20 protein-coding genes and 1 pseudogene are annotated in these 21,609 nt (G+C 48.9%); 11 read left to right on the plus strand and 10 right to left on the minus strand.

Features of this window, described 5'->3' with window-relative positions; all coding sequences use genetic code 11:
* Positions 1–1,376: pseudogene (locus H6F86_RS10515) on the plus strand (hypothetical protein); the annotation flags it as partial.
* A gap of 582 nt (positions 1,377–1,958) precedes the next feature.
* Here the strand turns inward: H6F86_RS10515 and H6F86_RS10520 are convergent.
* Positions 1,959–2,747, minus strand: a complete 789-nt coding sequence (locus H6F86_RS10520; protein WP_206756028.1) for a pentapeptide repeat-containing protein — start codon at positions 2,745–2,747, stop codon at positions 1,959–1,961.
* 283 nt (positions 2,748–3,030) lie between these two features.
* On the opposite strand from H6F86_RS10520, the gene H6F86_RS10525 reads away from it, so the two are divergent.
* On the plus strand, positions 3,031–3,297 hold the full coding sequence (locus H6F86_RS10525) for a glycosyltransferase (protein WP_347240116.1): 267 nt from the start codon (positions 3,031–3,033) through the stop codon (positions 3,295–3,297).
* Between the two features lie 139 nt (positions 3,298–3,436).
* A complete protein-coding gene (locus H6F86_RS10530) occupies positions 3,437–3,817 on the plus strand; it encodes an AbrB family transcriptional regulator (RefSeq protein WP_190448559.1) in 381 nt (126 codons plus the stop codon).
* A 384-nt stretch (positions 3,818–4,201) separates the two neighbouring features.
* Here the strand turns inward: H6F86_RS10530 and H6F86_RS10535 are convergent, their stop codons facing one another.
* The 4 genes from H6F86_RS10535 to H6F86_RS10550 all read right to left on the minus strand — a co-directional run bounded on the left by H6F86_RS10535 (position 4,202) and on the right by H6F86_RS10550 (position 7,805).
* Positions 4,202–4,810, minus strand: a complete 609-nt coding sequence (locus tag H6F86_RS10535) for a hypothetical protein (protein WP_190448560.1) — start codon at positions 4,808–4,810, stop codon at positions 4,202–4,204.
* A gap of 299 nt (positions 4,811–5,109) precedes the next feature.
* Positions 5,110–5,307 (minus strand): hypothetical protein, encoded by a 198-nt coding sequence (locus H6F86_RS10540; RefSeq protein ID WP_190448561.1) that lies wholly within the window; start codon positions 5,305–5,307, stop codon positions 5,110–5,112.
* Positions 5,308–5,861: 554 nt separating this feature from the next.
* The gene (locus H6F86_RS10545) at positions 5,862–6,380 is read right to left on the minus strand and encodes a hypothetical protein (RefSeq protein ID WP_190448562.1); all 519 of its coding nucleotides are present in this window, start codon (positions 6,378–6,380) and stop codon (positions 5,862–5,864) included.
* A 162-nt stretch (positions 6,381–6,542) separates the two neighbouring features.
* Positions 6,543–7,805, minus strand: coding sequence for a hypothetical protein (locus H6F86_RS10550; protein ID WP_190448563.1), 1,263 nt, complete (start codon positions 7,803–7,805; stop codon positions 6,543–6,545).
* 1,254 nt (positions 7,806–9,059) lie between these two features.
* On the opposite strand from H6F86_RS10550, the gene xisF reads away from it, so the two are divergent.
* The 4 genes from xisF (at position 9,060) to H6F86_RS10570 (ending at position 13,368) form a co-directional block, all read left to right on the plus strand.
* Positions 9,060–10,862 carry a fdxN element excision recombinase XisF gene (gene xisF, locus H6F86_RS10555; protein ID WP_199305206.1) on the plus strand — a complete coding sequence of 601 codons (1,803 nt, stop codon included), beginning with the start codon at positions 9,060–9,062 and terminating at the stop codon, positions 10,860–10,862.
* A 63-nt stretch (positions 10,863–10,925) separates the two neighbouring features.
* On the plus strand, positions 10,926–11,231 hold the full coding sequence (locus H6F86_RS10560; RefSeq protein WP_190448564.1) for a hypothetical protein: 306 nt from the start codon (positions 10,926–10,928) through the stop codon (positions 11,229–11,231).
* A gap of 129 nt (positions 11,232–11,360) precedes the next feature.
* Positions 11,361–11,687 carry a nuclease-related domain-containing protein gene (locus H6F86_RS10565; RefSeq protein WP_199305207.1) on the plus strand — a complete coding sequence of 109 codons (327 nt, stop codon included), beginning with the start codon at positions 11,361–11,363 and terminating at the stop codon, positions 11,685–11,687.
* Positions 11,688–12,645: 958 nt separating this feature from the next.
* Positions 12,646–13,368, plus strand: a complete 723-nt coding sequence (locus H6F86_RS10570; protein WP_190448565.1) for a S24 family peptidase — start codon at positions 12,646–12,648, stop codon at positions 13,366–13,368.
* Positions 13,369–13,560: 192 nt separating this feature from the next.
* On the opposite strand, the gene H6F86_RS10575 is transcribed toward H6F86_RS10570, so the two are convergent.
* Positions 13,561–13,941: a hypothetical protein gene (locus H6F86_RS10575; RefSeq protein ID WP_199305208.1), complete on the minus strand. Its 381-nt coding sequence runs from the start codon at positions 13,939–13,941 to the stop codon at positions 13,561–13,563.
* A 207-nt stretch (positions 13,942–14,148) separates the two neighbouring features.
* Here H6F86_RS10575 and H6F86_RS10580 point away from each other — a divergent pair, with 207 nt between their 5' ends.
* The 3 genes from H6F86_RS10580 (at position 14,149) to H6F86_RS10590 (ending at position 15,369) form a co-directional block, all read left to right on the plus strand.
* Complete coding sequence (locus tag H6F86_RS10580) at positions 14,149–14,508, plus strand: helix-turn-helix transcriptional regulator (protein WP_190448566.1); 360 nt, start codon at positions 14,149–14,151, stop codon at positions 14,506–14,508.
* Positions 14,508–15,011, plus strand: coding sequence for a hypothetical protein (locus H6F86_RS10585; protein ID WP_206756029.1), 504 nt, complete (start codon positions 14,508–14,510; stop codon positions 15,009–15,011). The genes H6F86_RS10580 and H6F86_RS10585 overlap by 1 nt, the downstream gene beginning before the upstream one ends.
* Before the next feature lie 130 nt (positions 15,012–15,141).
* Positions 15,142–15,369, plus strand: a complete 228-nt coding sequence (locus H6F86_RS10590) for a hypothetical protein (protein ID WP_190448568.1) — start codon at positions 15,142–15,144, stop codon at positions 15,367–15,369.
* A gap of 84 nt (positions 15,370–15,453) precedes the next feature.
* Here the strand turns inward: H6F86_RS10590 and H6F86_RS10595 are convergent, their stop codons facing one another.
* From H6F86_RS10595 to H6F86_RS10605, 3 genes are all read right to left on the minus strand, one after another.
* Complete coding sequence (locus H6F86_RS10595; protein ID WP_242033466.1) at positions 15,454–16,032, minus strand: DUF4145 domain-containing protein; 579 nt, start codon at positions 16,030–16,032, stop codon at positions 15,454–15,456.
* A 289-nt stretch (positions 16,033–16,321) separates the two neighbouring features.
* Complete coding sequence (locus tag H6F86_RS10600; RefSeq protein ID WP_190448570.1) at positions 16,322–16,888, minus strand: Uma2 family endonuclease; 567 nt, start codon at positions 16,886–16,888, stop codon at positions 16,322–16,324.
* 319 nt (positions 16,889–17,207) lie between these two features.
* Positions 17,208–19,022, minus strand: a complete 1,815-nt coding sequence (locus H6F86_RS10605) for an RNB domain-containing ribonuclease (protein ID WP_190448571.1) — start codon at positions 19,020–19,022, stop codon at positions 17,208–17,210.
* A gap of 65 nt (positions 19,023–19,087) precedes the next feature.
* Here H6F86_RS10605 and H6F86_RS10610 point away from each other — a divergent pair, with 65 nt between their 5' ends.
* Positions 19,088–19,297, plus strand: coding sequence for a hypothetical protein (locus H6F86_RS10610; protein WP_190448572.1), 210 nt, complete (start codon positions 19,088–19,090; stop codon positions 19,295–19,297).
* On the opposite strand, the gene H6F86_RS10615 is transcribed toward H6F86_RS10610, so the two are convergent.
* Positions 19,285–21,534 (minus strand): hypothetical protein, encoded by a 2,250-nt coding sequence (locus tag H6F86_RS10615; RefSeq protein WP_190448573.1) that lies wholly within the window; start codon positions 21,532–21,534, stop codon positions 19,285–19,287. The genes H6F86_RS10610 and H6F86_RS10615 overlap by 13 nt on opposite strands.
* Positions 21,535–21,609 lie beyond the last annotated feature (75 nt).

A 21,609-nucleotide genomic window follows, 5' to 3' on the forward strand; every position in this document is an offset into this window, starting at 1 on the left:
TGGTTGAGGAAGAAGGTAGCGATAACTTTGCCAACAACAATAATGCGGTTGGCACGGTGGAAGCGATTCGACGAGCCGATGCGGCGATCGGGGTTGCCATAGACTACGTTGATCGCCAAGATCCCAACACGCTGGTGATTACGGCTGCCGACAGCGATGCCGGGGGTTTACAGGTGGTCCAGTATGTGCCGTATGCCCGTCCGACCGGAAATTTCACCAGTACCCCGGCACTACTCGACAGTGAGCCTCAAGTGCCTTTTATCAACGTCAACCCAACGACGACGAACACAACTCGTAATTTTCTGGATGGTGTGAATGGCAGCACGGCGAGCGCTGACTTTCCCTGGAGACCATTCACATCGATGGCTAGTCTGGATGGTGCAATGGGAAATTTTGCCGTTGGGTGGGTCGGCACACCCGACTTCCCTGGCAGCATTGTTTCCAAAACCTACGGTATGAATGCTGAACAACTGCCTAGCACTTTAGACAACACCGAAATTTACCGCCTCATGTACCAAACGTTGTTTGGAGTGCGTTTTTCGGCAGTGGTCAAGGCTGAGGGTGGAGCCAGGACGGCTGAAGTGACGGCAGGCGAGGGCTATCTAGCCGTAGTAAATTTCGGCGGGCTTGGTCGCGGTGCCAATCCTTCAGAAAACACGCTCGCGGAAGTAGACACGATCCAATTTAAGGGTGCAGACTTGACCGCTCGCAATCTGATACTGACTCAGAAAGGCGATGATCTGGTGGTCAGTTTTGAGGGAGTTGCCGCTACGGGCGCCATTCTACGGAATGTTCAATTGGATAACCTCGACAATTTGAGCCAGTCTACTGGAGCCTCTGTGAACCTTGGAAACCTTGTGTTTGATGGGCAAAGCAGTGTGCAAGATAGCTTTGACGTGTTTAATGCGGAGTGGGATTTAGAGCAAATCTTCAACCGCAACTCGGTCACCTTTCTCAACGAGCTAGACAACAGTGTGCGCGGGTTTGATCACTCCGATGATGTCATCAATACTCAAGGTGGTGACGATCGCAGCTTCGGACTCAGCGGCGCCGATCTCCTACGCGGGGGCGCTGGCTACGACTACTTGGATGGCGGACGTGGAAACGATACCCTAGTGGGCGGCTCAGACGCTGATGTCTTTGTGTTGGCAAGGGGGAGTGGCTCAGACACGGTTCAAGACTTCAGCCTCTTGGAAGGGGATAAGTTTGCTCTGTCAGGTGGTTTAACCTTTGGGCGGTTAAGCATTCTCCAAGGGACAGGTGCAGACGCGAATAACGCGCTGATTCGAGCCGGTAGCACCAGTGAGCTTCTAGCCACCGTGGCCGGTGTTCAAGCCAGCAGTCTGACACAAGCTAATTTCCTGCTGATTGCTTAAAGTAGAGCGGGGCAGCTTATTTGCACTTTGCTCTTTTGCTGCGTTGACGCAGACAGGAGCAAGTACGGTTCAACGTACTTGCTCCTGTCCTTTTGTTAGCAGATGTTGCACAGATTGACTAACACATTAGATGTAACAGCAAGCCAAAGGGCGTCGGACGATCACCTTGGTTAGCTGCGGGTGGCAGCAACGGGGCAAAGAGGTGAAAAAGGAAGACTGCTGCTGTGTAATGCTTTCAAGGATTGTGCCAGTTTTGAGCGAGTCCAGCACCGGAAGCACCAGTTGAGCGTTAGCCACGCTTATCAATGGGCACCTTAAAATCAATAGAGACAGAACCAACCCAGTCAGAGCGATCGGGTACTTTTTTGCCCTCTGAACCGTAAGTGGGGGTGAGTCAAATTGGATGCTGTTGGCGAATGGGCTACAGGTAGGATGACAAAAAGGTGACCAACGCTAAACGGTCTAATTTGTCGTTGTTTGCCAATCCTTGTATTCTTCTTGTAAGAGCAGTTGTCATACATTCGCCAACAACATCCGCTGCTATAACTAAGCCCTCCCGGCTTAACCCGAACTGACGTTAACTTAAATTAGTATATTAGTCGTATTCGCTCCTTCCAAATTTGCTTTTGATAGATCTGTACCTATTAAATTAACTCCACTCAAATCTGCATCTTGGAAGTCGGTCTGGCTTAAACTAGCACCTCTAAGATCCGCATTTCGCAATCCAGATCTATCAAAGATTGCCTGATTTAAGTTAGCCTTCTTGAGCATTACTTCACTAAGATTAGCAAAAGCCAGATTTGCTTGATTTAAGTTAGCACCATTAAAAATTGCTTTACTCAAATTAGCTCCTATTAGATTAGCTTCACTTAAATCAGCTTGAGAAAAATCACTTCCAATTAACTTTGAATCACATAGGTTAGTCTGAAACAACCTTGCTTTGCTCAGATTCGCTCCAGACAAATTTGCTTCAAGTAGTTCCGATTTGGATAAATCTGCTTCGCTCATGTTTGCATCAACCAAATCAGAAAGAGACAACCCAGTTTCTGCCAAATTAGCTTTTATTAACTTGCTACCAGTCAGATCTGCTCCCAGTAAATTTGACTGGTAGAGATTTGCTTCAGTTAAATTAGCATTTTTCAAGCTTGAACTTCCTAAATTCGATTTAATTAAAATTGCTCTAGTTAAATCTGCTTTATCAAGATTTACTCCTAATAGTAAAGCCTCAGTTAAATCTGCGCCAATAAAGGAAGAACCTCGAAAATTTGCTACACTTAAATCAGCTTTAGCTAAATGAATGCCATCAAAGTTGATACCCTGAAAATCTTGTTTACCTGCTGCGTATAGCTTTAATATTTCTTCAGCATTCATTTTATCCTCTGCGTACTTTTGGTGTAATTGCATCTTAAGTTTAAGATTGAAAGCCCAGTACTTTAACATAGCAATACGATTTGAATTATGAGAAGCCGCGTATCCCACTCGGCAGGTCAGTTGGTATTGAATGAGTGGTCGTAAGGCATTCTGTTTGTAGCACCGCTAGAGCCTTGACATGAGCGTTTCGATCGCACTCGTTACTACCATCTACAATCGTCAGTAGTATCTCGCTGCCACGATCGAAAGCATCCTGGCACAAACCCAGCGCGACTTTGAGTACGTGCTGTGGGACGACGGCTCCACCGATGGTTCCCTCGTGATCGCCCAGTATTACGCGGCACAAGACGATCGCCTTCGCGTGATTGCCGCCCCGCATCAAGGGCTTGCGCCTGCACTCAAAAGCGCGTCGGGAGATCGCGTGGTGAGTTGCAACCCGGAGCAACGGTGCAACGTAGGACAAGGGTTTCAGCCGCTGAAACTGGGTAAATTTGCCGCTGTACTACCGCTTTCTGCGTCAAAAAAGTCCAAAGCTAGGTCAAGCCACTAGTACACCCCTTCAAACCGCTTGCTATGCGACCACTGATGGCACTGCTTTGACTCGGCGATCGCGGTCAACGCTCCGTCAGTCAGTATGACCCACGATCCAGCATGATATGAGTGTAGGTTCTTGGCAGTAAAGCAGCAGCATGGCGAAACAGAAGACGAGCGAACCTCTGACAGGCACAGCGTTACTACAGAAGGTCAAGACGCTAGCGACCCTGAGCAAGACCCAGAAAGCGAAAGCCTGCGGTTATTACACGGTCACGAAGGGTGGTGGAGAACGCGTCAACTTACTACAGTTTCTGACGGCACTCCTGGAAGCGGAAGGCATTGCACTGGACGAACCAGCCGCTGAGCGTGGTCGAGATGGACGCAGCGCCAATTACCGAATTGCGGTGCAGGCGAATGGTCACTTGTTGATCGGCACCGCGTATACCGAGCAAATGGCGCTTCAGCCGGGTGATGCGTTTGAGTTGGTGCTAGGACGCAAACACATACAGCTTAAACAACTGAACCCTATCGATTGAAGCACGACAGGGTCGCTGCACCGCGACGCAAACAGCCGAAAGCAGCTCATAAGTCGAATTTTCGTCAAAGCTCATGTAGTCACCGCTCTGCTGCTTCCTAGCATGGATGATTGCCCGCTTTGACAATGCCCCAAAACGGTTGAAGCTGATCCGCCTCGTTGATGGTGCCCTCCGAAAGGCACCATCAAGGGGTGATTGAAGCGAACGTGTCACTAGGTGCAATGAGAACTAAACCGAAGCCTGAAACAGCCTCAATTCGTTGACCAGTAAAAGCAAATGGGGGAATACGGCAAAACTTATAGTACGGAATGGCTACTTTCAATTCCTTGCTCTGTATCAGTTTCAGCCTGATTGCACTTCATGGCAGCTTTGCTTCAATCACCCTTAGATCAAGGCCAATTGCGTGTGCTTGCCGTTGGCTGCAAGCCCAGAGACAGCTTTGCGCTTGGCGTTGGACGCGACAGGACGGGACAAGGTGTGGTGAGACCAGCAGTAGGAAATCACAACAGCCTCTTGCTGCGCCTCACCGTTTTCACTCAAGGCAGCGCCTTTGAGCGCTAATTGTAAAGCGTCTCCACAGGGGTAGCCGCCTGTATACTGAGTGGCGCTATGGACAGCTACAGCCTTAGCACGCCACTGCTTTCCCAGAGCCATCAATTGAGTCACAGTTGTGTCCTGCTTGGCAGCCAGAACATACAAAGTGTTGGCTGGGTAAGGCACATCATAAGTGCCTCTATTTGCTGGCGCAGAACGGTGGGTTGCCATTGCCACCAATGTCCCGATGACTTCATCCAGACTTCCAGCCGCCTGAGCAGAACCATCGCTGGCTGCCATGAAGAAAAAGCTGCTCCATAACTGAGGCTGCTGGGCAAGATCGGTGATAATCTCTTGTCCATTGAAGGCATTAAACTGTTGCTGCCAAACCCAAGCTGCGTGCAGGTCTTGAGGGCTAGAGTCTTGGGCAAGCCGCCCGATTTTAGCGATATCAAGCATGGTAATTCCTCGCTTTTTAGCGTTGGTTGTTTAATTTGCATAGCTGTTCGCACTTTAATGAATGCGGATCAACCTTCTGCCACCCTACCCAATGCCTTTTGAATCAGCACAAGGGGTTTTCAGGCGCTGAAGCAAACCACTGCGTCAGTGCTTGCAAAATGAATGTCATGGTGTTGGGGCAATCCTGGTTTTACCGATGCTGGTGGCACCGATGGCTTTTCAATGTTTAGCCCATGCAATGCCAAGCAGTTGTATCCAGCGATTTAAAGAGCGTCGGCTACGACGAAGCCAGCAGAGTATCAGCCACCTGTAACGAGAGTGTAACGACGATGAAACGACGGATGTAACGCCTGTAACGAGCGGGTAACGACACTGTAACGAGTGGGTAACGATGCGGTCACGATAATGTCACGACCTGTCACGACTGCATCAATCTTTGAAAAGTGCTTTCCAGTCTGAGCTTCAGGCGACGGAAAAAGGGTGTCACGACAAGTCACGACAAGTCACGATAATGTCACGACCTGTCACGACTGCATCAATCCTTGAAAAGTGCTTTCCAGTCTGAGCTTCAGGCGACGGAAAAAGGGTGTCACGACAAGTCACGATAATGTCACGAATTTTGTCGATGGCTAAAACCTATACAGGATAGGAAGGGATTTCTAGACAACAGAGTAGTGGGTCAGTTGGCATGAGCGTCGCCATTCTTGAAAAGGCTAATTGCCTTGATAATCCGGTATCTAGCAATTGAGTAATGGCAATGAGCGAGGCAGACGACCCATTAGGAATGTCGAGTAGGCGAACCACTAATGCATAATCGGTGTCAAAAAACCTTTACGGCAGCCGTCGCAGCCATCAGATTGCGACAATTCAGTACCATAAGCTTTGTGCGGACAGTCAGCTTATCTTTTCAGAGACCAGCACCATCACACGTGTGACAGACACACTTGTCTTGCGACAGATGGTGGTAATAAAGCCTATAAACGATCAGTGATTTTAACCCTTAAACCCCTGCCAGATAGGTGTTTGAACAGTTTCACTTGTTACACCTAACTTAGGGCACCCCACCCCACCACCCGCCGCAGCCCCCTCGCCCCGCCCCCGCGGGCACCGAGGCACCCCTCCAGGCACCGGGACCCAGCACCCGCTGGACCAGAACCCCCAGCCCACGGGACCCGGCACCCACCAACCCAACCCAGACCGACCGGGATACCCCGCAAACGCCCATCAAAAAAGTTTCCGTCAAAAAAAAGTCGCCATTAAAGTTGGCGAGGTGATGCTGGGAAGTTGGGATTGGCAACGTCCCATTTTGCCAACCTGCCCCTATGGTCAAACCTTTAGACGCAACCCGTTCTAGCCCCAAAATTATCCTTAAGGGGGTGTAAACCCAAAACCCAGAAATTTCTGTCAGCCTAAATCTAGCACTGCCACGATCGCATCCCCATTGATGACCTGCCAAACACTGTAGATGTTGAATAGCCTGTTTTTCGTCGCGATCGTGGCAGTGCATCATTAACTCCAAAACTTTCCATAGAAGACTTGTAAACCGGAAAGTTGCCATTGATTGAGCCATGAGTAACTATGCGGGTGCCACACCACAGGATGGCAACCCGCCAACCATCGAAAACCGGAAAGTTCACGGTCGCTGTGCGAGTTGACGGCATTTTCTGGGTTTTGGGCTTACACCCCCTTAAGAGCGGTTCTGATCAGCAGCGCCGTTTTTGTGCTGCTGTTTTTAAGCCGCTTGGTTCGCCTTTGTCATCTCCTGGGGGTTGTCGAAAGGCTTCTCCTCAATACTGCCTTCAACACTACTGATCTGGCGCGCTTCCTCCATCGCCTCCGCGGGTATTCTTCCTGAAAAAATTGCGCCGTCGTGCATATCCTGGTGGATTGTGTAGTTGTACTTCTTGCCAAGTTTGTAGATTGCCGCCATGAACGCTGCCTCACGTCCTTGAAGGAGATGAGCCGCGACCTTTGCCACTTTGTCCCCTTCAAGATCATTCAGAAACAGTTTTGCTTCTGCCTGGTTGGTGACGTATGGTCCATATCTTGGGCAGCTCTTCGCTTCTGCAATCACTTTGGTTTTGATGTAAAGGTGATACTCATGGAGAGCTTTAATGAGCGCTTCAGTTTCGTTGTACAAGCGTTCATAAGCCTCATACGCCTGTTCCCCATCGAACTTAAACGCACGAAGCAGTTGATTGACGATTGCGGGTACTTCAGGCATGACCTCAGCACTTCGTCTATGGATGAGAATTTTCTTGCCTAGTCCGACAAACCCTTTTCGAGTCGTCTCACCAAGATTTGGTATAAACGTGCCCATCAGCATTGGATTCAGACAATTTTTCCACGTCTGGGCTGTGATACCAATTTTTTTGGCAACTATATGTTTCCCGTTTAGCTTATTGGTGTAAGTCTCTAGCCAAGAAGCATCAACTCCTGCCTGCTTCATCAACTGAATCATCCCCTTCGGCTGAGAGGCGGGCATATCACCGTTCCAGTAACCTGGAATGCCATAAAAAGCAGCTGCCTGCATCTTTTTAGAAGCCGATTGAAGCCCACCCTTACGGTGAGTAATGCGACCGCTGCTCTGTGTTTTGTAGGGTGGGCGATAAACCCAGATCTCGCCTTGATAGGGCACCGCTCGGCAGTCAAGCCGGATGGCAGAGTAGCAACTCAAATCATTGAGATAGCGTGCGCAGGCTGAGCGAAACTCGTAGCTTTCCACCCCATACTGGTTTCTTGCTGCATCAGTGCCGCGTTTTAATTCCTGTAAGTGTTGACGGATACGCTTGTCATTGAATTCGCACGCACCGACTGCACGTATGCGATCGCCGACAAGCTTCCCGATTTCATTTCTACTGCTGTCGTAAAACTGACTCTGGATTGCTCGCTCTTTTCTGCAACCTTTTACGAGGTCATACACTTCAGGGCTGTTGCTTTGATTAAGATCCCCCAAGGTCAGATCGGCAATCTGCGCAAGAAGATCCAGTGGCACACAAAATTCACGGCTTTTTCTACCTTGGCTTAAGTACTCAATAGGGAATACTTTCCCCTCAGCATCTGTGCGAGCACTGAAAAGTCGGCATTCTAAAAAGCCTATTTCCTTCAGAACTTCCCATCGGGCACCTCTGAAATGCTTCTGAATGAAGTCCCGACTAATAGGTACCCATTTATCGTGGCGAGAAAAGTTTATTTGACTGCATCTCATGATGTGCCAAAGCAGTTTTTTAGTGTTTTCCCACCAACGCTCTTTTACAACCTCTGGATCTTGATCTTCGCACTGCGATAAAATGCCGAAGAGCAGTTGTTTTGGAGTTTGAGTAATCAAAAAACTAGACACTGGTCGTGCTTGTTTGCCAGCACCTTGCGAGCTTTGCGCTCGATCGTTGCTCATGCTATAATTTCCTCAACATCAATGAAAATAAACTCGAGCGCCGGAATCATCTAAATTCCGGCGCTTTATTTTTGCCGCAGTATCTACTGCCAATCAGTATTCAAATTCATTCAACTACTTGGGAAGGCTGTATGCAGCTTTGGGTAGGGGTTGTACGGTATAATCATAAGTCCAAACTATCTCTAAGATTTACTCATGCCTAAAGACAATATATAGCAAATATTTTTGTATTTGAAATACTTTTTGACAAATTTTTCCATCAATCAATTAGAGCAGCTTGACTGTTTTGATGACTTTAATTGCTTTAATTGCTTGCAGTTGAGATAAGAATATTTATAGAAAAAGTAGTGTTGCTGCAATGAACACTAAGCGCAGTGGTGGTCATCCAGTTTTTTATGTCAATGCCAGGGTTGAGAACATTACTCATTTAGATCATTATAGTTGTCTCAAATATTGTTAAGACTAGATTGTTGTAGTAGTAGTTACTAAACCAGCATGACGATATATGTGAATCACGCACTCCCTTATTGGCTCTCACAACGTTATTAGTAAGGTATTGCCTTTATAAGCGGAGACTAATTGACAACGACGTATGCATCTCACACACGCTTCTAGATCGCTGCATAGGCTATGCACTTAATTGTTTTTCGCCAACTCATAAAGACCAATTCTTGCTTACCTAAAGATCCTCTGTCTCATAGACAGTCAGTTTGCCTCCTCAGGCTAATTTCGCAAAGGCAACTGACCACGTCTTCGCTAAAACGACAAACGCTTTTTGTAATTATTCACCCTCCTTCAGGATGTACTATGCCCCACTCATTTCTTCTGCTACCAGTCGTTTCGACCCTGCAATTTATGACTACTTTTGCACAAGCAAGCTTGGTAACATTTAACGATGGCTTCTCAGCCTATTCACACTACTTCCTAAATGGAAGCAATCTGCTCACATCGGAACCTGCTTTTAGCTACTCTTTCATCACTCTTCTATTAGTATTAGCGGCTTTATTTAATGAGATTATCACTGAATCATCCACAGTTTTGTGCATAGCCAACTCAAGTCGGTTATGCACAAAAAATCAGTTATTATCAGTAAAACAAAAAGCTTATAAAGCTTCTGAACTATTGGGGAAATCTATGCCTGATGTCGTTGCCTACGTTCGACTTTCAAAGCGAGAACAGGCAGAAGATACAAATGCACTCGAGCAACAGAAAGCACGAGTGACTGAGGCAGGCGCTCAACAGATTTTTGAAGATATTAAGCAAGGCAAGAGTAATACGCGCCCCGCTTTAAATAAGCTGATCAAGCTGGTAGAAAGTGGCAAGATTCGCAAGATCATTATCACCAGACTTGATCGGATTTCACGTTCCCTCGTCACCCTGAAAAAGCTAGTTGAAACTTTCGAGAAGTACGGGGTAACTCTAGTTGTCTTAGACCAGAAGTTTGATTTAGAGACAGCTCAAGGAAAAATGATTCTGAATGTATTAGCTGTGCTAGCTGAATGGGAAGTTGATTCGCTATCAGAGCGTATTGACCAGGGTAAGAAGCACCAACGAAAAATGGTTTGGGCAAACCCTCCTAGTCCTTGGGGTTACGAGGTGGTCGACCATAAATACGTGTTGGATCAAACCCCGTTTCTATGCTTACTTAGCGAACGACCTGATAATTACCTAGATTTGAGCCAACTTGGTGATCTAGCCGTACTTCCGGGATACACAATCGCGCAATTAGCGAGAGACTGTATTGAAATCTTTTTTGCAGTGAAGGGAGTAAGACGGACACTGAAAGTAATTTTTGAGAAATATGGGATTGTCAAGACCAGTGCAAAGTTCAATGGCACTGACAAGATTTTCCATTGGTCGGTTCCTGGCTTTAGCCTCTGGTTGAGAAATCCTGTTTTTGATGGACATACACGCTACCTCCTGTACGAAGTGATTGATGGTAAGCGTAAATATTTTCCCGAAGACCAGCAGGAGATGCACAGGGATACACACCCCGATCAGCGGCTTTTCAGAGATGGTGAAGCCGAAGCAGTCAAAACAATTATCCAAACCAATATCAGCAATGGAAGTGGTTGTTTTCAGCGAGGCTCTAATGATTCAGTCAACTACCGTAGGTTTTCATACCAAGCAGGGCTAGTCTACTGCGCTGAATGTAGCTCTCGATGCACATCTAAGGGTACTGGTGGTGAGAATGAGGAATACCTTTACTATGCCTGCCGGCATGTGGGTATGGGATGCGGAAACCGCAAATCAGTCAAGCGTAGACTCATTGAAGAAGCCCTCATTGAAGCATTGGTAGAGAAGTCTCAAAGCTTGAATCGAAATGACCTAACACATGCAGATGCCTTGCCTGCTAAGTCAGAGGCACTATCTCATCTGGAAGCGCAGTTAGAAGGGTTGGAGAAGCTACCTGGTTACAACCCTGATATCGATGAGTTAAAGACGAAATTGCGTCAGCAGATAGAAGAGGAGAAAAATCCATTTATATCGCCAGAGAAAATTTTTGACAACTCTGTTGAAGCTCTAATCCGGGCAGGCAATAACCTTGCAATTTGGCATCTGCTCACGAATGACGACAAGGTTGAGATCTACCGCAAGCTTGTGAAAAAGATCTACATCCGTGATGGCAAAGTCGTTTCCATTGTGTTCAACCAGTAGGAACCCTACGCTATGTATCTTCAGAACAAATTACTTGCTAAAAAGCGATACTGCGAACTCGCTATGCAAACAGCCTTAGAAGAGTGGCGGCGGGAACCTGTCGAGCTGAAGTGCCCTGCCTGTGGCTCAAAGAAGATTGGTACCCGTCCTACCCTGACAGGCAAGTATCCTCGTTTTTGCCCAATTTGCAAGCACTACTTTGACCAACCTGACAATTTTGTCTGTGATTGCGCTGCTCCTGGCAGCCAAAGTAAGTGCCATGACTGCCCAAACTTCCGTAAGTTGCTGATAGCTGTAAAGACAAAGGCTGAAACTTTGCAGTCTCACAGCCTTGAAGAACTTCAGAATCAGGTTGACCTTGATTCATAGACTGTTGTTACTCGCCAGTATCGTCATCGCCTTCCTCCGCATTTCCTTCGCAGCGATCGACATAGCAAGATTGTCTTACTTGATACGTTAGGCATACTGAAGCAAACTTACAGTCGCTCTGATTCTCCGATGGCAAACCTCATCCCTGCCTTCAGCACTTGCGCCCAGCGCATGACTGCGGGTGAACGACGGCTGGCTCAACGGCTGGAGGACAAACTAGAGCAAGATTATCTGCTTTGGTACGATGTCCCCGTCCGTCAAAAACTTCTCCATCCCGACTTCATCCTCTTGCATCCACAGCGGGGTTTGATCGTGCTGGAAGTGAAGGACTGGAAGCTGGCAACCATCCAGCAGATTAGCCGAGAAACTGTGACATTGCTCACGGACGCTGGTGAGAAGTCGGTAGATAACCCTTTAGCGCAAGCATGGCATTACACACTCGCTATCAAACAATAGCTTGAACAGGATCGGCTGTTGGTGCAGTCTGAGGGACGCTATCAGGGGTCTTTAGCCTTTCTCTATAGCTATATTGTCGTCTTGACAAACATCACCCGCCACTAGTTTGACGCTCAAGACGGTTTACAGAACGAATTGATTACTGCTGACTTATTAAAGCTTGTATTGGGAATGGCACATTATCGGAGGCTTAACCCCTATGTAGAAGATAGTCCATAGCTGTCGCTGGATCCCCTTTCTAGGGAAAAGCCTTTGGAACGAAGTGTCCAGTCCAGTGTCATCACCTGCCAAAGCACGCACGGGACTGGCTTCGTTTACAGAACATTAACCTGTTTGCTCAAGGAGCGTCACAGCTTTCATTTCATAGTATTTGATTTCTGTACAATTTTCAACATCTTGGTAATGCTTGCTTAGAAAATGCTTCCGATTTCTGTACGTTTTTCAAAATTCAATTAATTGTTGTTTTTTGAAAAACGTACAAAATTCTAACAAATCTTTGTGCTGAGATAGGGTTGCATAAAGTTTTTATCGTATGGTACAAATGCATCATAGCTGGTACATGTTTACTAGTTTAGCGGTCATCGTTTCATCCCTTGCCAAAGCACGAACGTTACTGCGAATGAACATTAAACTAAAGGATTTCGCTCAATGGTTAAATTACAGTTTCCTGGTCATACCTTGACTACTTTGACGTGTATCCTACTGTCATTTGGAGGAGGATACACATACAGTAGTATGCGACAGCCCTCCAATTGTTCCACAGCAAGCCAAAGCGTAGTAGTGAATCAGCAAGAGAGCCAACGAGTTGACCCATCGCCACCCAAACTTCCTATCGACAAATCAAAGTAGTCAGCCAATAATTACTGTCTCACCCCAGCAGGGTAGACATCTTGAATGTTTCTCTTCTGGGGTGCCCTGGTAACATTTGATTACTGTACAGAATTTATGGAATTCTCCAATGGAGCCGAACAAGAGTTTTTTGGATGGGAAGAAGATTTCAAAGCCTAAACCTAAGGATGGTAAGGATGGTCGTGGCGGTGAACGTGATGGCGCTGGTCGCCCAGAAAAGACAGGCAACTACAAGGAAGACACTAAAGCTGTACGGATACCAGAAAGGTGTGCAAATAGCATCAACGCAATGAGCAAATTGCAAAAGGAGAAAATAGCTGAACCTCTACATCAATTTTTGACGCATTTTCAGGTGAAGGCTTTAGGTGGTCAAGAGCTTCAAAATCGACCTTCTCTCCCTAATCAAACACAAATCATTCAGTTCCCAAGTGCCGTAGCTGCAACACTAGACCTTCCAGCTACAGCTGAACAAGATAATCCTGGAGAATTAGTCGATCTACATGAACTACTTGTCAGAAACCCTTCACAGACCTTTATTGTACCTGTTGCAGGGGATTCAATGAATAGTGCAGGAATTAGCGAGCGGGATTTGATAATAGTTGAAAAGCTAAAGGACAGATCGAATCTAAAAAACAATTCAATTGTTGTTGCACTAGTAGATGGAAGTCAAACAGTTAAACGATACAGAAAAGACAAAAATGGTGAATTTTTAGTCCCTGAATCAGATAATCCAATTCATAAGGAGCTTCAGTTAACAAAGGACGTTAATTACGACATTATGGGAGTTGTCCTTTGGGCTATTCGCAGTTTCAATAACCGTTTTGTTTTTTGAGATTGATTATTTTTCTTGTCCAATCTAGTGTGATGAGCAGCTTATGTTTCTTGGCAGAGATCGCACTTGCTTGAAAGTCTGGACAGCGATCACTCTACACGCCCTGTGGGTGAACGCCGCAACAGAGGTAGGGACTACCTTGGATTGAACTAACAGCGCTCGCATTCCGGCAACCTTTGGAAGAGTGGAGTCTCAGGCATCGTCCTTGACTTCAAGCTGATAAATTCGCATTGATGTATGTTCTGGCATTAACCGCCAGTAGTACCCGGAGGGAGGTGCAGGCATCCGGTCACCGCAACGATAGCCCAAGACAGGTTCCTTCCGACGATAGCAATGCTGAAGTGCTCGATTCTGTGCTGGCTCTACTTTCGTATGTAGCCAGTACAGGTGCGACCGTCTATAGTAGCCTGCGTTGATCAGACTGGCGAAGAGCCACTCCATCACTGCTTGTATGGTTTCTGCTGAAACGCCGCTCTCAGGCTGCCCCACGCTGTCAACGGTTAGCTTCTCAGGTTCAGGTTCAGGCAGAAGGGATGACAGCCGATCGCGAAGACGGTTCAGGAGTCCAGTCATGACAAATGCAGATTACTTGCTTTCACCAGAGTGCCCAGGCAAACAACACTGACAACAATTTTTTGCATGCCCTACCCGTTTGCTTTCTTCCTCTGGCACTGCCATTGAATGCTACTCAAACCCCGTATTGGAAAATTACACACACTTATATTTTTTTATAGTACTATGAGAATTACAAGACTCTAATGAGTTGAAAGGAAAGGGAAAATGCCTAAAAAGCAGACAGCGCAGGAAGCTGAAGCAGTGAAGCTATCAGCGATTGACGAAGATATTCTTACTGTTTTACTTGGCAGAGAACTATATGGGCTGGGGATTCTTGATGAACTCAACCCTGGTAGACCTATACCCCTAAGCTTTGGAAGCCTCTACCCGGCATTGAACCGACTTGAGCGAAAAGGCTTCATCTCTTGGCGGTGGGGTGATGAACAGGAGGGAACAGGTGGGGCAAGACGTAAATACTACAAAATGACTGGACTGGGCTCAAACGCGCTCAATGAAATCCAATCGTATCGAATGCTCTTGGCGCAGCGTGCTGCACAAGGGCAAATGGTGATGGGAGAAGCTTAATGTCTACTATCTCTACTATGTATTGCACATTTCCTACACTGCAGGTGCAACAGAAAATGGTTAAGCAATTCCAACAGGAAGAGCAAAAACTTTTTGAGATGAGGGAGCAGTGGCGAGAATTACAGAAAAGCAACGCGCCGCAGCAAGAATTGGAAGCACTCAGAACAAGAGGATTGGCTCAACGCCAGCTTGTTGAGGACTTGCAAATAAAATTTTTTGCGCCGAAATTCTTAGAGCACTCGCCAAGAGAAGAGCAGTCTAAAAAAGTTGAACGCAGTGCTTTATCAGCCCTATCCCTATTGGATGGAACGCTTCCGGAGGAATGTATAGCTGAAATAAGGGTGCTTCACGAGCGACTCATCGCAACGCATCACACGTTTTTAGGCACTCACTTCATTCTACTTCGAGCGGTTCTTGAATCATTCTGGGCGTTTTACATTCAGGTAAAGGTGGAAAATCTTTGGCTACCCAAAAAAGGAAGCAAAAAAACCATTGATGAGTGATGCGCTATTCATTGATGTGATAGAAGCGTCAGTGCTATCAACACTAACGCCTTGCAAAGGGTGCATAACTTCCTGCGTTAACAGGAAAAGCAATTTCGATCCATCTGACAGTTTCTGGAGTACTGCCATCATGTCAATCTTAAATCGTTCAGGTTCCAATGTTCCACCTTCGTCTGAAGGGTTTGCTTGGAGTATCAAGATCTCAGAAAAGGTGCTGGTAACTCTTTTTATTGCAGGGGCATCCTTCGCCTCTGGCTACGGCTACGGTCATCCTAGAGCGAATTCTCAGCCATCCGTTCTGCCAGAGCAACCCGCTACCTGTTCCCCTACTGCGGCTAACAACAGACTTCGCCGTTAAAAGTCAGAGAGTTGATGTTGAACAGCACAGCTTGCGTTAGCAAAGGTTGTGCTGTCTAGCGTGAGGGGTCATATCATCAACGGTTTAGAACATGTGTTGAGCTAGGAAATGTCCAATGCCCTGGACCATCAGCCCTACCTGTTCACGAGTGAACTGATCAAACTCACCATGTGCCGCTTTGTTGCGAATATCAGCCCAAGCCAATAACTGCTTTGCCATCAGTTCATTGTAAACACCTGCCTTTTTCAGGTCAGGGATCAACCGATTCAGCGTCAATAGTCTTCCATGATCATCAATGGTCAGTAAGGGTGGTTGCTGATTGCCACAAAGCGTTCGTAGTGCTTTTTCTAAGACAGCGCCTGCCAAGACTGCTGCCGGGACATGGTCGTACTTCCCTGGCTGCCCTTCAGCCAGCAGGTTCTCTGCTTGTCCTAAGTAGTCAGATGCAACTGCAGCCTCAATTTGAGCAGCAAGGTTCTCCCCCAAGAACCCTAGCTCGAAGTCTTTTCTCATTGCTCTCAAGACAGAGAGCCGCGCTTTTGTATATGTTTGAGCATGCCCAAAGGATTTATTTTCATCAATCAGCTTTCGGTGACTGCTGGTAAGAGGAATCACCTGATCAAGCAAAGATTTGACGTTGAGTAACCATTCATCATAGTTCAAAGGAATAGAGTACCCAGGCGCTGATTGTGCACGAGACCAGCATGGTAAACCCACAGCCATACGACTTCGGTCTTTGTCGGTCAATGGGTTAACCTGACCTGGAATAACCTTTATCCCCGCAAGCACTGTCTCCCCCTCTGCAATCAATTCATCAAATCGGGCGAGGTACCTTGCTGTGAGTTTCTGAGGCAACATTTTCGCTTATGCCAGCTAGCGTTAATTAGAACTGAAGTACTAGCTAACGCTAACACGCCAAATTTGCTGAAGTGCAAAGTTTTTCGCTCTGGGTCTAGCCTTGCAACACCTGCTCCGCAGTCAGAACCAACGCAGGGAAGGCAACAGAAATGATCGTGCTGCTGCCAACGTACTTAGTCGCCTGGTAGCGCTGCCCCTGCAACAAATGCACAATGACCTTCTGCTCACCTGGGTCTACTAACCAATACTCAGTGACACTGATTGCCAAATACTCTTTGCGCTTGTCCTGGTAGTCACGTTCCTGATTCTCAGCACCAGGCGACACAACCTCAACGATCAGCAGGGGCGGTGTCTCCACCACGGCTGAAATGTCGTCAATAGCATCTTCCTGCTCATGGGTGATGATGACCAAATCAGGGATGCGAACCACTTTCTTCTGAGTACGCACACCCACATCCCAGCGACAGGACCACAGTGCCCCCTGCTGCTCAATTGCCTGGTCGAACTTTACCAGGAGTCGCTTTGTGACCTTGCCATGCCGACCACGCGGTGGATTCATGGGCACCAACCTGCCATCAACCAACTCATAGCGAGTGTCTGTACCGTCATCGTAGGCAAGGTACTCTTCAAAGGTCAGTTCGCGGTCCAGAACAAAGGTCATGGCACACACCAGGTAGCCAGATCACCATCAGTGTAGCCGTTTTCCCAAATGTTAAGGAGGGAATCGGTAGAAGCCTGCACCACAGCAGACTTGTTCCGAGCAATGGCTCAGGTCGAAGGGGGTGACTTTTGGCAGCTTCAATCAGGCAGTGAAGCCCAAATGCTGCAGAACATAGTCGGGAATTGCCTCTCTTACTGCCACATCATCGCCAGCCGTCGCCCACATGTTTTTAGACTAATATTGCCCATCACGCCCAAGCGTAAAATTAGCTGCACAGGTCATCGAAAGCTTGCGTAGATCGTGCCAACAAAACCCACCCTTAAACGTAGGGTTCATGGCTACTGTATGCTCTGATCGCGTGTGGGCTGGCAGCACCACTCTCAATTTGCTCCCACACACTCTGAGCCGCTTGGCTCTTGGCTTGCTTCTTACTGCCGCCCTCGCCCTTACCCACAAGGTCAAAACACTCACAGACGCACTGAAACAAGCCGTTGCTCGTGGCGACTACCGCAAACGTGTACTCCGGCAGTGGCACGCCCAACCGTTGAGCATATTGGTTGAGCGAACTCACGTAGTCTAGCGCCTGGTTCGCTGCTAGCAAGGTTTCCGGGGCGGGACGCAAAGGCTCAACTGGCAGTGGCGCGGTTGTTTCTGGTAACTGTGCTGCGGCACTGCTGACCAGTTTCTTCCAGACCCATGCTGCCAGCCAACGGGACGCAGAGTCTTGCTGCGCCAACGCTTTACGCGGAGCCACCGACCAAACAGGCGGACACTGCTCTTTGCCTGCTTGCGTCACCACACAGAGCGCTGCCCAACCGTCCGGGGTGCTCTGCTCTTTGAACGCAACGGTGGGAGTAGGCTGCCAGTGCATGCGGATCAGGTTCAGGACTTGCAGGCTCATGGGATTGTCGGCGATTGCGTCCCAGACCTGTAGCTTGACGCTCACACTTTCTGGCGTGTTGGGCATGACCACCAACACCTGGTAGAAGTCCATTGCCGTCAGTGTGCCGTCTGCCAGTCGTTGCAACAGCGTTGGCTCTAGTGTTGCCCCTTGGTCATTGAGGACACCTTGCTTCAAGGCTTTACTGAACAGCTCAGGGGACAGCGCTGACAGCTCAGTCTGCTGCACCTGCTGCGCCACAGCACTGTGCCGTTGTGCTCGGTGCTGTGCGTTCTTTTGGTCACGGCGGACGTGTTGCAGCGTGGTCAGTTGCGTCGCCATGTCTGCCAGCGTGGCGGTTGGATAGGGAAGTGGTTGACGATGCAGAGCTGCCTTCAGCAACCGCTGGTTCACTAGGTCAGCGTAACGTCGAATCGGGGAGGTAGTGTGTGCGTAGACTGCTAAACCCAGTCCCACGTGTGGCTTCGCTTCAGGACTATAACGCGCACGGTCGTAGTGCCCCGCTAGCACTTGCCTTAGCGTTTCCTCGTCTGCGATTGCTTTCAACGCCTGCACAAACTGCTGTCGCTCCGCCGGTAGCTCACTCAAGTCACGGTAGTCATGCGTGCGGTAGAGCCACGCCTGTCTGTGGTCACACATAAACTCTGAAACGACCCGGTTCGTCAGGATCATGAGTTCGGCAATGATTTGCTGGGATCGCAGACTTTGTGTGACCACACGACCGTCTTCATCAATGTAGTTTGTTCCGACGGTGCGCCCAAACACAGCCCCCTGTTGCTGCCGTTGTTGTGCGAGTTGCCGCGTCACCTGTTCTAACAGTCGGAGTTGGGGCTGCAAGTGGTGTGGCGCTCCCCGAAGAATCCCCTCGACCGCTTCGTAGCTGAACTGTTCCTGGCTGACGAGCACCTGTTCACGCAGGGACACGTCCAGCAGTTCACCCTGTGGGTCAACCAGTATGTCCACAGTGATGACCGGGCGATCGACGAAGGGCAACAGACTCAGCGACCCTTCGAGGCTCTGGGGAAATAACGGTTTGCGCGTCGTTGGCAGGTACGCTGTCTCGCCACGTTTAAGTGCTTGCCTGTCCAGAAAGCTGTCCTGTTCTACCTTGCGTGCTACGTCCGCAATATGCACTTGAAGCCGCATGTTGTTGCCGTCCGTCTCCACCCAAACGGCATCGTCCAGATCTTGTGAGCTGGCACCATCGATGGTAAAGCCTGTTGCTGTTTCCATAGGCAAGGGTCTCGTGTGACGAACGAACATGGGTCGTTGGGCTGCGCCTGTGCATACCTATCGTATTGAGCGATCGCGCTGCGCCGACTGGTATTTCAGCATACTCACTACCAGTCGGCGCAGCGCGATCGCTTGCCATCCTGACAGTGCTGGTCAAACCAGGTCTCATGGGAGAGGACAGTCATGAGTTGCGATCGCGTCCGCTGCCCTCATGTCGGCTCAACCCCCAGATCGGGCAAAACTTCTCAATCCAACGTGATCCTCAGCTTTTCTGAAGCTGCAACTCAAACAGCAGGAGTGACCAGTCCCCTGCCCCCAAAGCCGTTCCTGGCTTCTCAAACAACTCCTGGATGAATTGTTCCAGTTGCCCTGGTTGCCAACCTAACGCCGTAACTTTCTGATTGATCGCCGCTCGAAGGCTCGCTTCAGTCATGGGATACTGCTGCACCACCGCACGCAACAACACTGGTGACTCCAGAAACGTCGTCAAATCTGGGCGCACATACCAATCAGCTTGTTCTAACGCAAAGTCTGGTGGTGGCGCTGTGAAATAAATGGCATCCAGTTCATCCTCAACTAAGAGCCAGCCCACCAGACGTGCCAATGCCAGCCAGTCTTCCTCTTCTGGCTTCAGAAAGCGAGCACCCACTGCCAATAAATCTACCTTTGCCAACGGGTTATAAACACCAGCAGACCAAGCCAAAGCCGTCTCTTCTGGATGCTCTTGCTGGTACTGAGCAAAGAACGCTGCCACTTCCGCTTGCATCGCCAAAGTCACGTCAGGTTCCCGCACTGGCTGTTGAGGCACAACACTCAGTTGCCGGACTTCTTGTAACGCCGTTTTACCGACCCGACGTTGCGGTTGCGCTCGTCCAAACCCACCTGGCATCACTACCCCCTCGCTTGGACAAATTTCGGTTGGCTCCGTTGCCACAACATCCGTACTGACAAGACTGACCGACTCTTGAAGTACTTGAGCGGTAAAAAACTGCTGGGCTTCCGCGACCAAAATCGGGTCACCACTTACCGACCACATCTGCATCTTAGCAAGGTGCTGCGCCGCCCTGTCAGACTTGCGCCGATCAGCGGCGACAGCGATGCCTGTGGAAAAACCCCCAAACCCCCGAACTTCTTTTTGCCTTTCTGCTTGCCCTAAGGGGGCAGCAGGATGCGGCACAAGCTTATTGGTATCAACAGGGTGGTATTCCCCACCCTGTATGGGTTTCTGCGATTCTGGATTGATGGAATCTGCATCAACAGGGTGGTATTCCCCTCCCTGTATGGGTTTAAGGTAGTTGGGATGCCATAATTCCTTGTATTTATCCAGAGTTTGATTGCCGATCCCATAGGCACGGATGGCGTGTCTGCGGGCAGTGATTGTCGCCGGTAAGGCATGGCGCTGTTGTAAATCAGCGATGGCATTATTAATGCGATCACGGGCAGCTTGTGACTGTGACTGGTTCCAGTTCGACTTTGGGGGTTCGAGCGATTCTGGTAGCAGTGCAGTCTTTACCTGCTGCTTGGAGCCAAACGGGTAGTAATGACTTGCCTGGATGGAACGGGCATAGGACATCGCTCGCTTCTCCAGGTCTAACCGATGGCTGCAATACGTATCAAAGCCAGGGAGAGCGCGTGCGACTTCACAGATAGCATCGACCAAAGCTTCGCCAGTGAGCGGTTCTGAGCCACGTTGGACGTGACCAAAGATGTATTCGCGCATAGCAATCCGACCCAAAAGCGGATTGGTCTGACTAGCACCAGACCAACCCGCTTCAACCTCAGTGTTCAAATCGTTAAAGAACTTCTCGGCTTTGCCAGAGAGTTTGTACCGTTTGCGCTTCGCCTGTTGCAAGACTCGTTTCCGGGTGCGCTGGTCGATTTCATTGCGCTGCTGGGCAAACTGCCAGCACTGGACAAAGGTGGTTTGTTCGCCGTAGATGGGCTGGAAGTCGCTGTTGAGCAGGTAGGAGCCAGCTTGCAAGGGGAGCCGATGGGCAGCGTAAAGGCTCGGTGCTTTGCTGAACGGTTTTGGGTTAGGAAACAGTTCGAGTTGCCCCGGTTTGAGTTTGAATCCCGCATTTGCTAGCAAGGTCGAGACCACATGGGCGATCGCCCACGTCTCTTGCGCCTTCTGGAAGGGCAGGTACAGGTGGATGCCACCGCTGTAGCTACTGGTTACGACAACCGCTTCGACCAAACCTAACGGCTCTAGCGCTGCCAACAGACGTGGGATGGCAAGGCGATCGCTGTGGGGATGGTAGAGACTACCCCTGTCAATGTCGAGCATGAGATAGTCGGTTTGTTTGCCAAAGCGGACACCATACAAGCGATCGCCTTCTTGGAGCAAGCGATCGCTTAACGGATGCCTGCCTTCGGTTTTCCAGTCAGGGCGATCCCCAGGGTCTGGATGCTCGGCATAGATGAAATCAACCCGATTCGGAAAGAGCTTCAGAAAAGCATCTGGTTCCTGAACGAATTGAGATTGAAATTGCGTAGGAAGGGCAAGATTCATCGGTTGCCCTCCCCACGGAGTAGAAAACTAAGCATTGTGCTCCCTATCCAAAGAAGTGAACAGGATAGAGGGGGA

The organism is Phormidium sp. FACHB-592 (assembly GCF_014695795.1).
Lineage (GTDB): Bacteria > Cyanobacteriota > Cyanobacteriia > Leptolyngbyales > Leptolyngbyaceae > Stenomitos.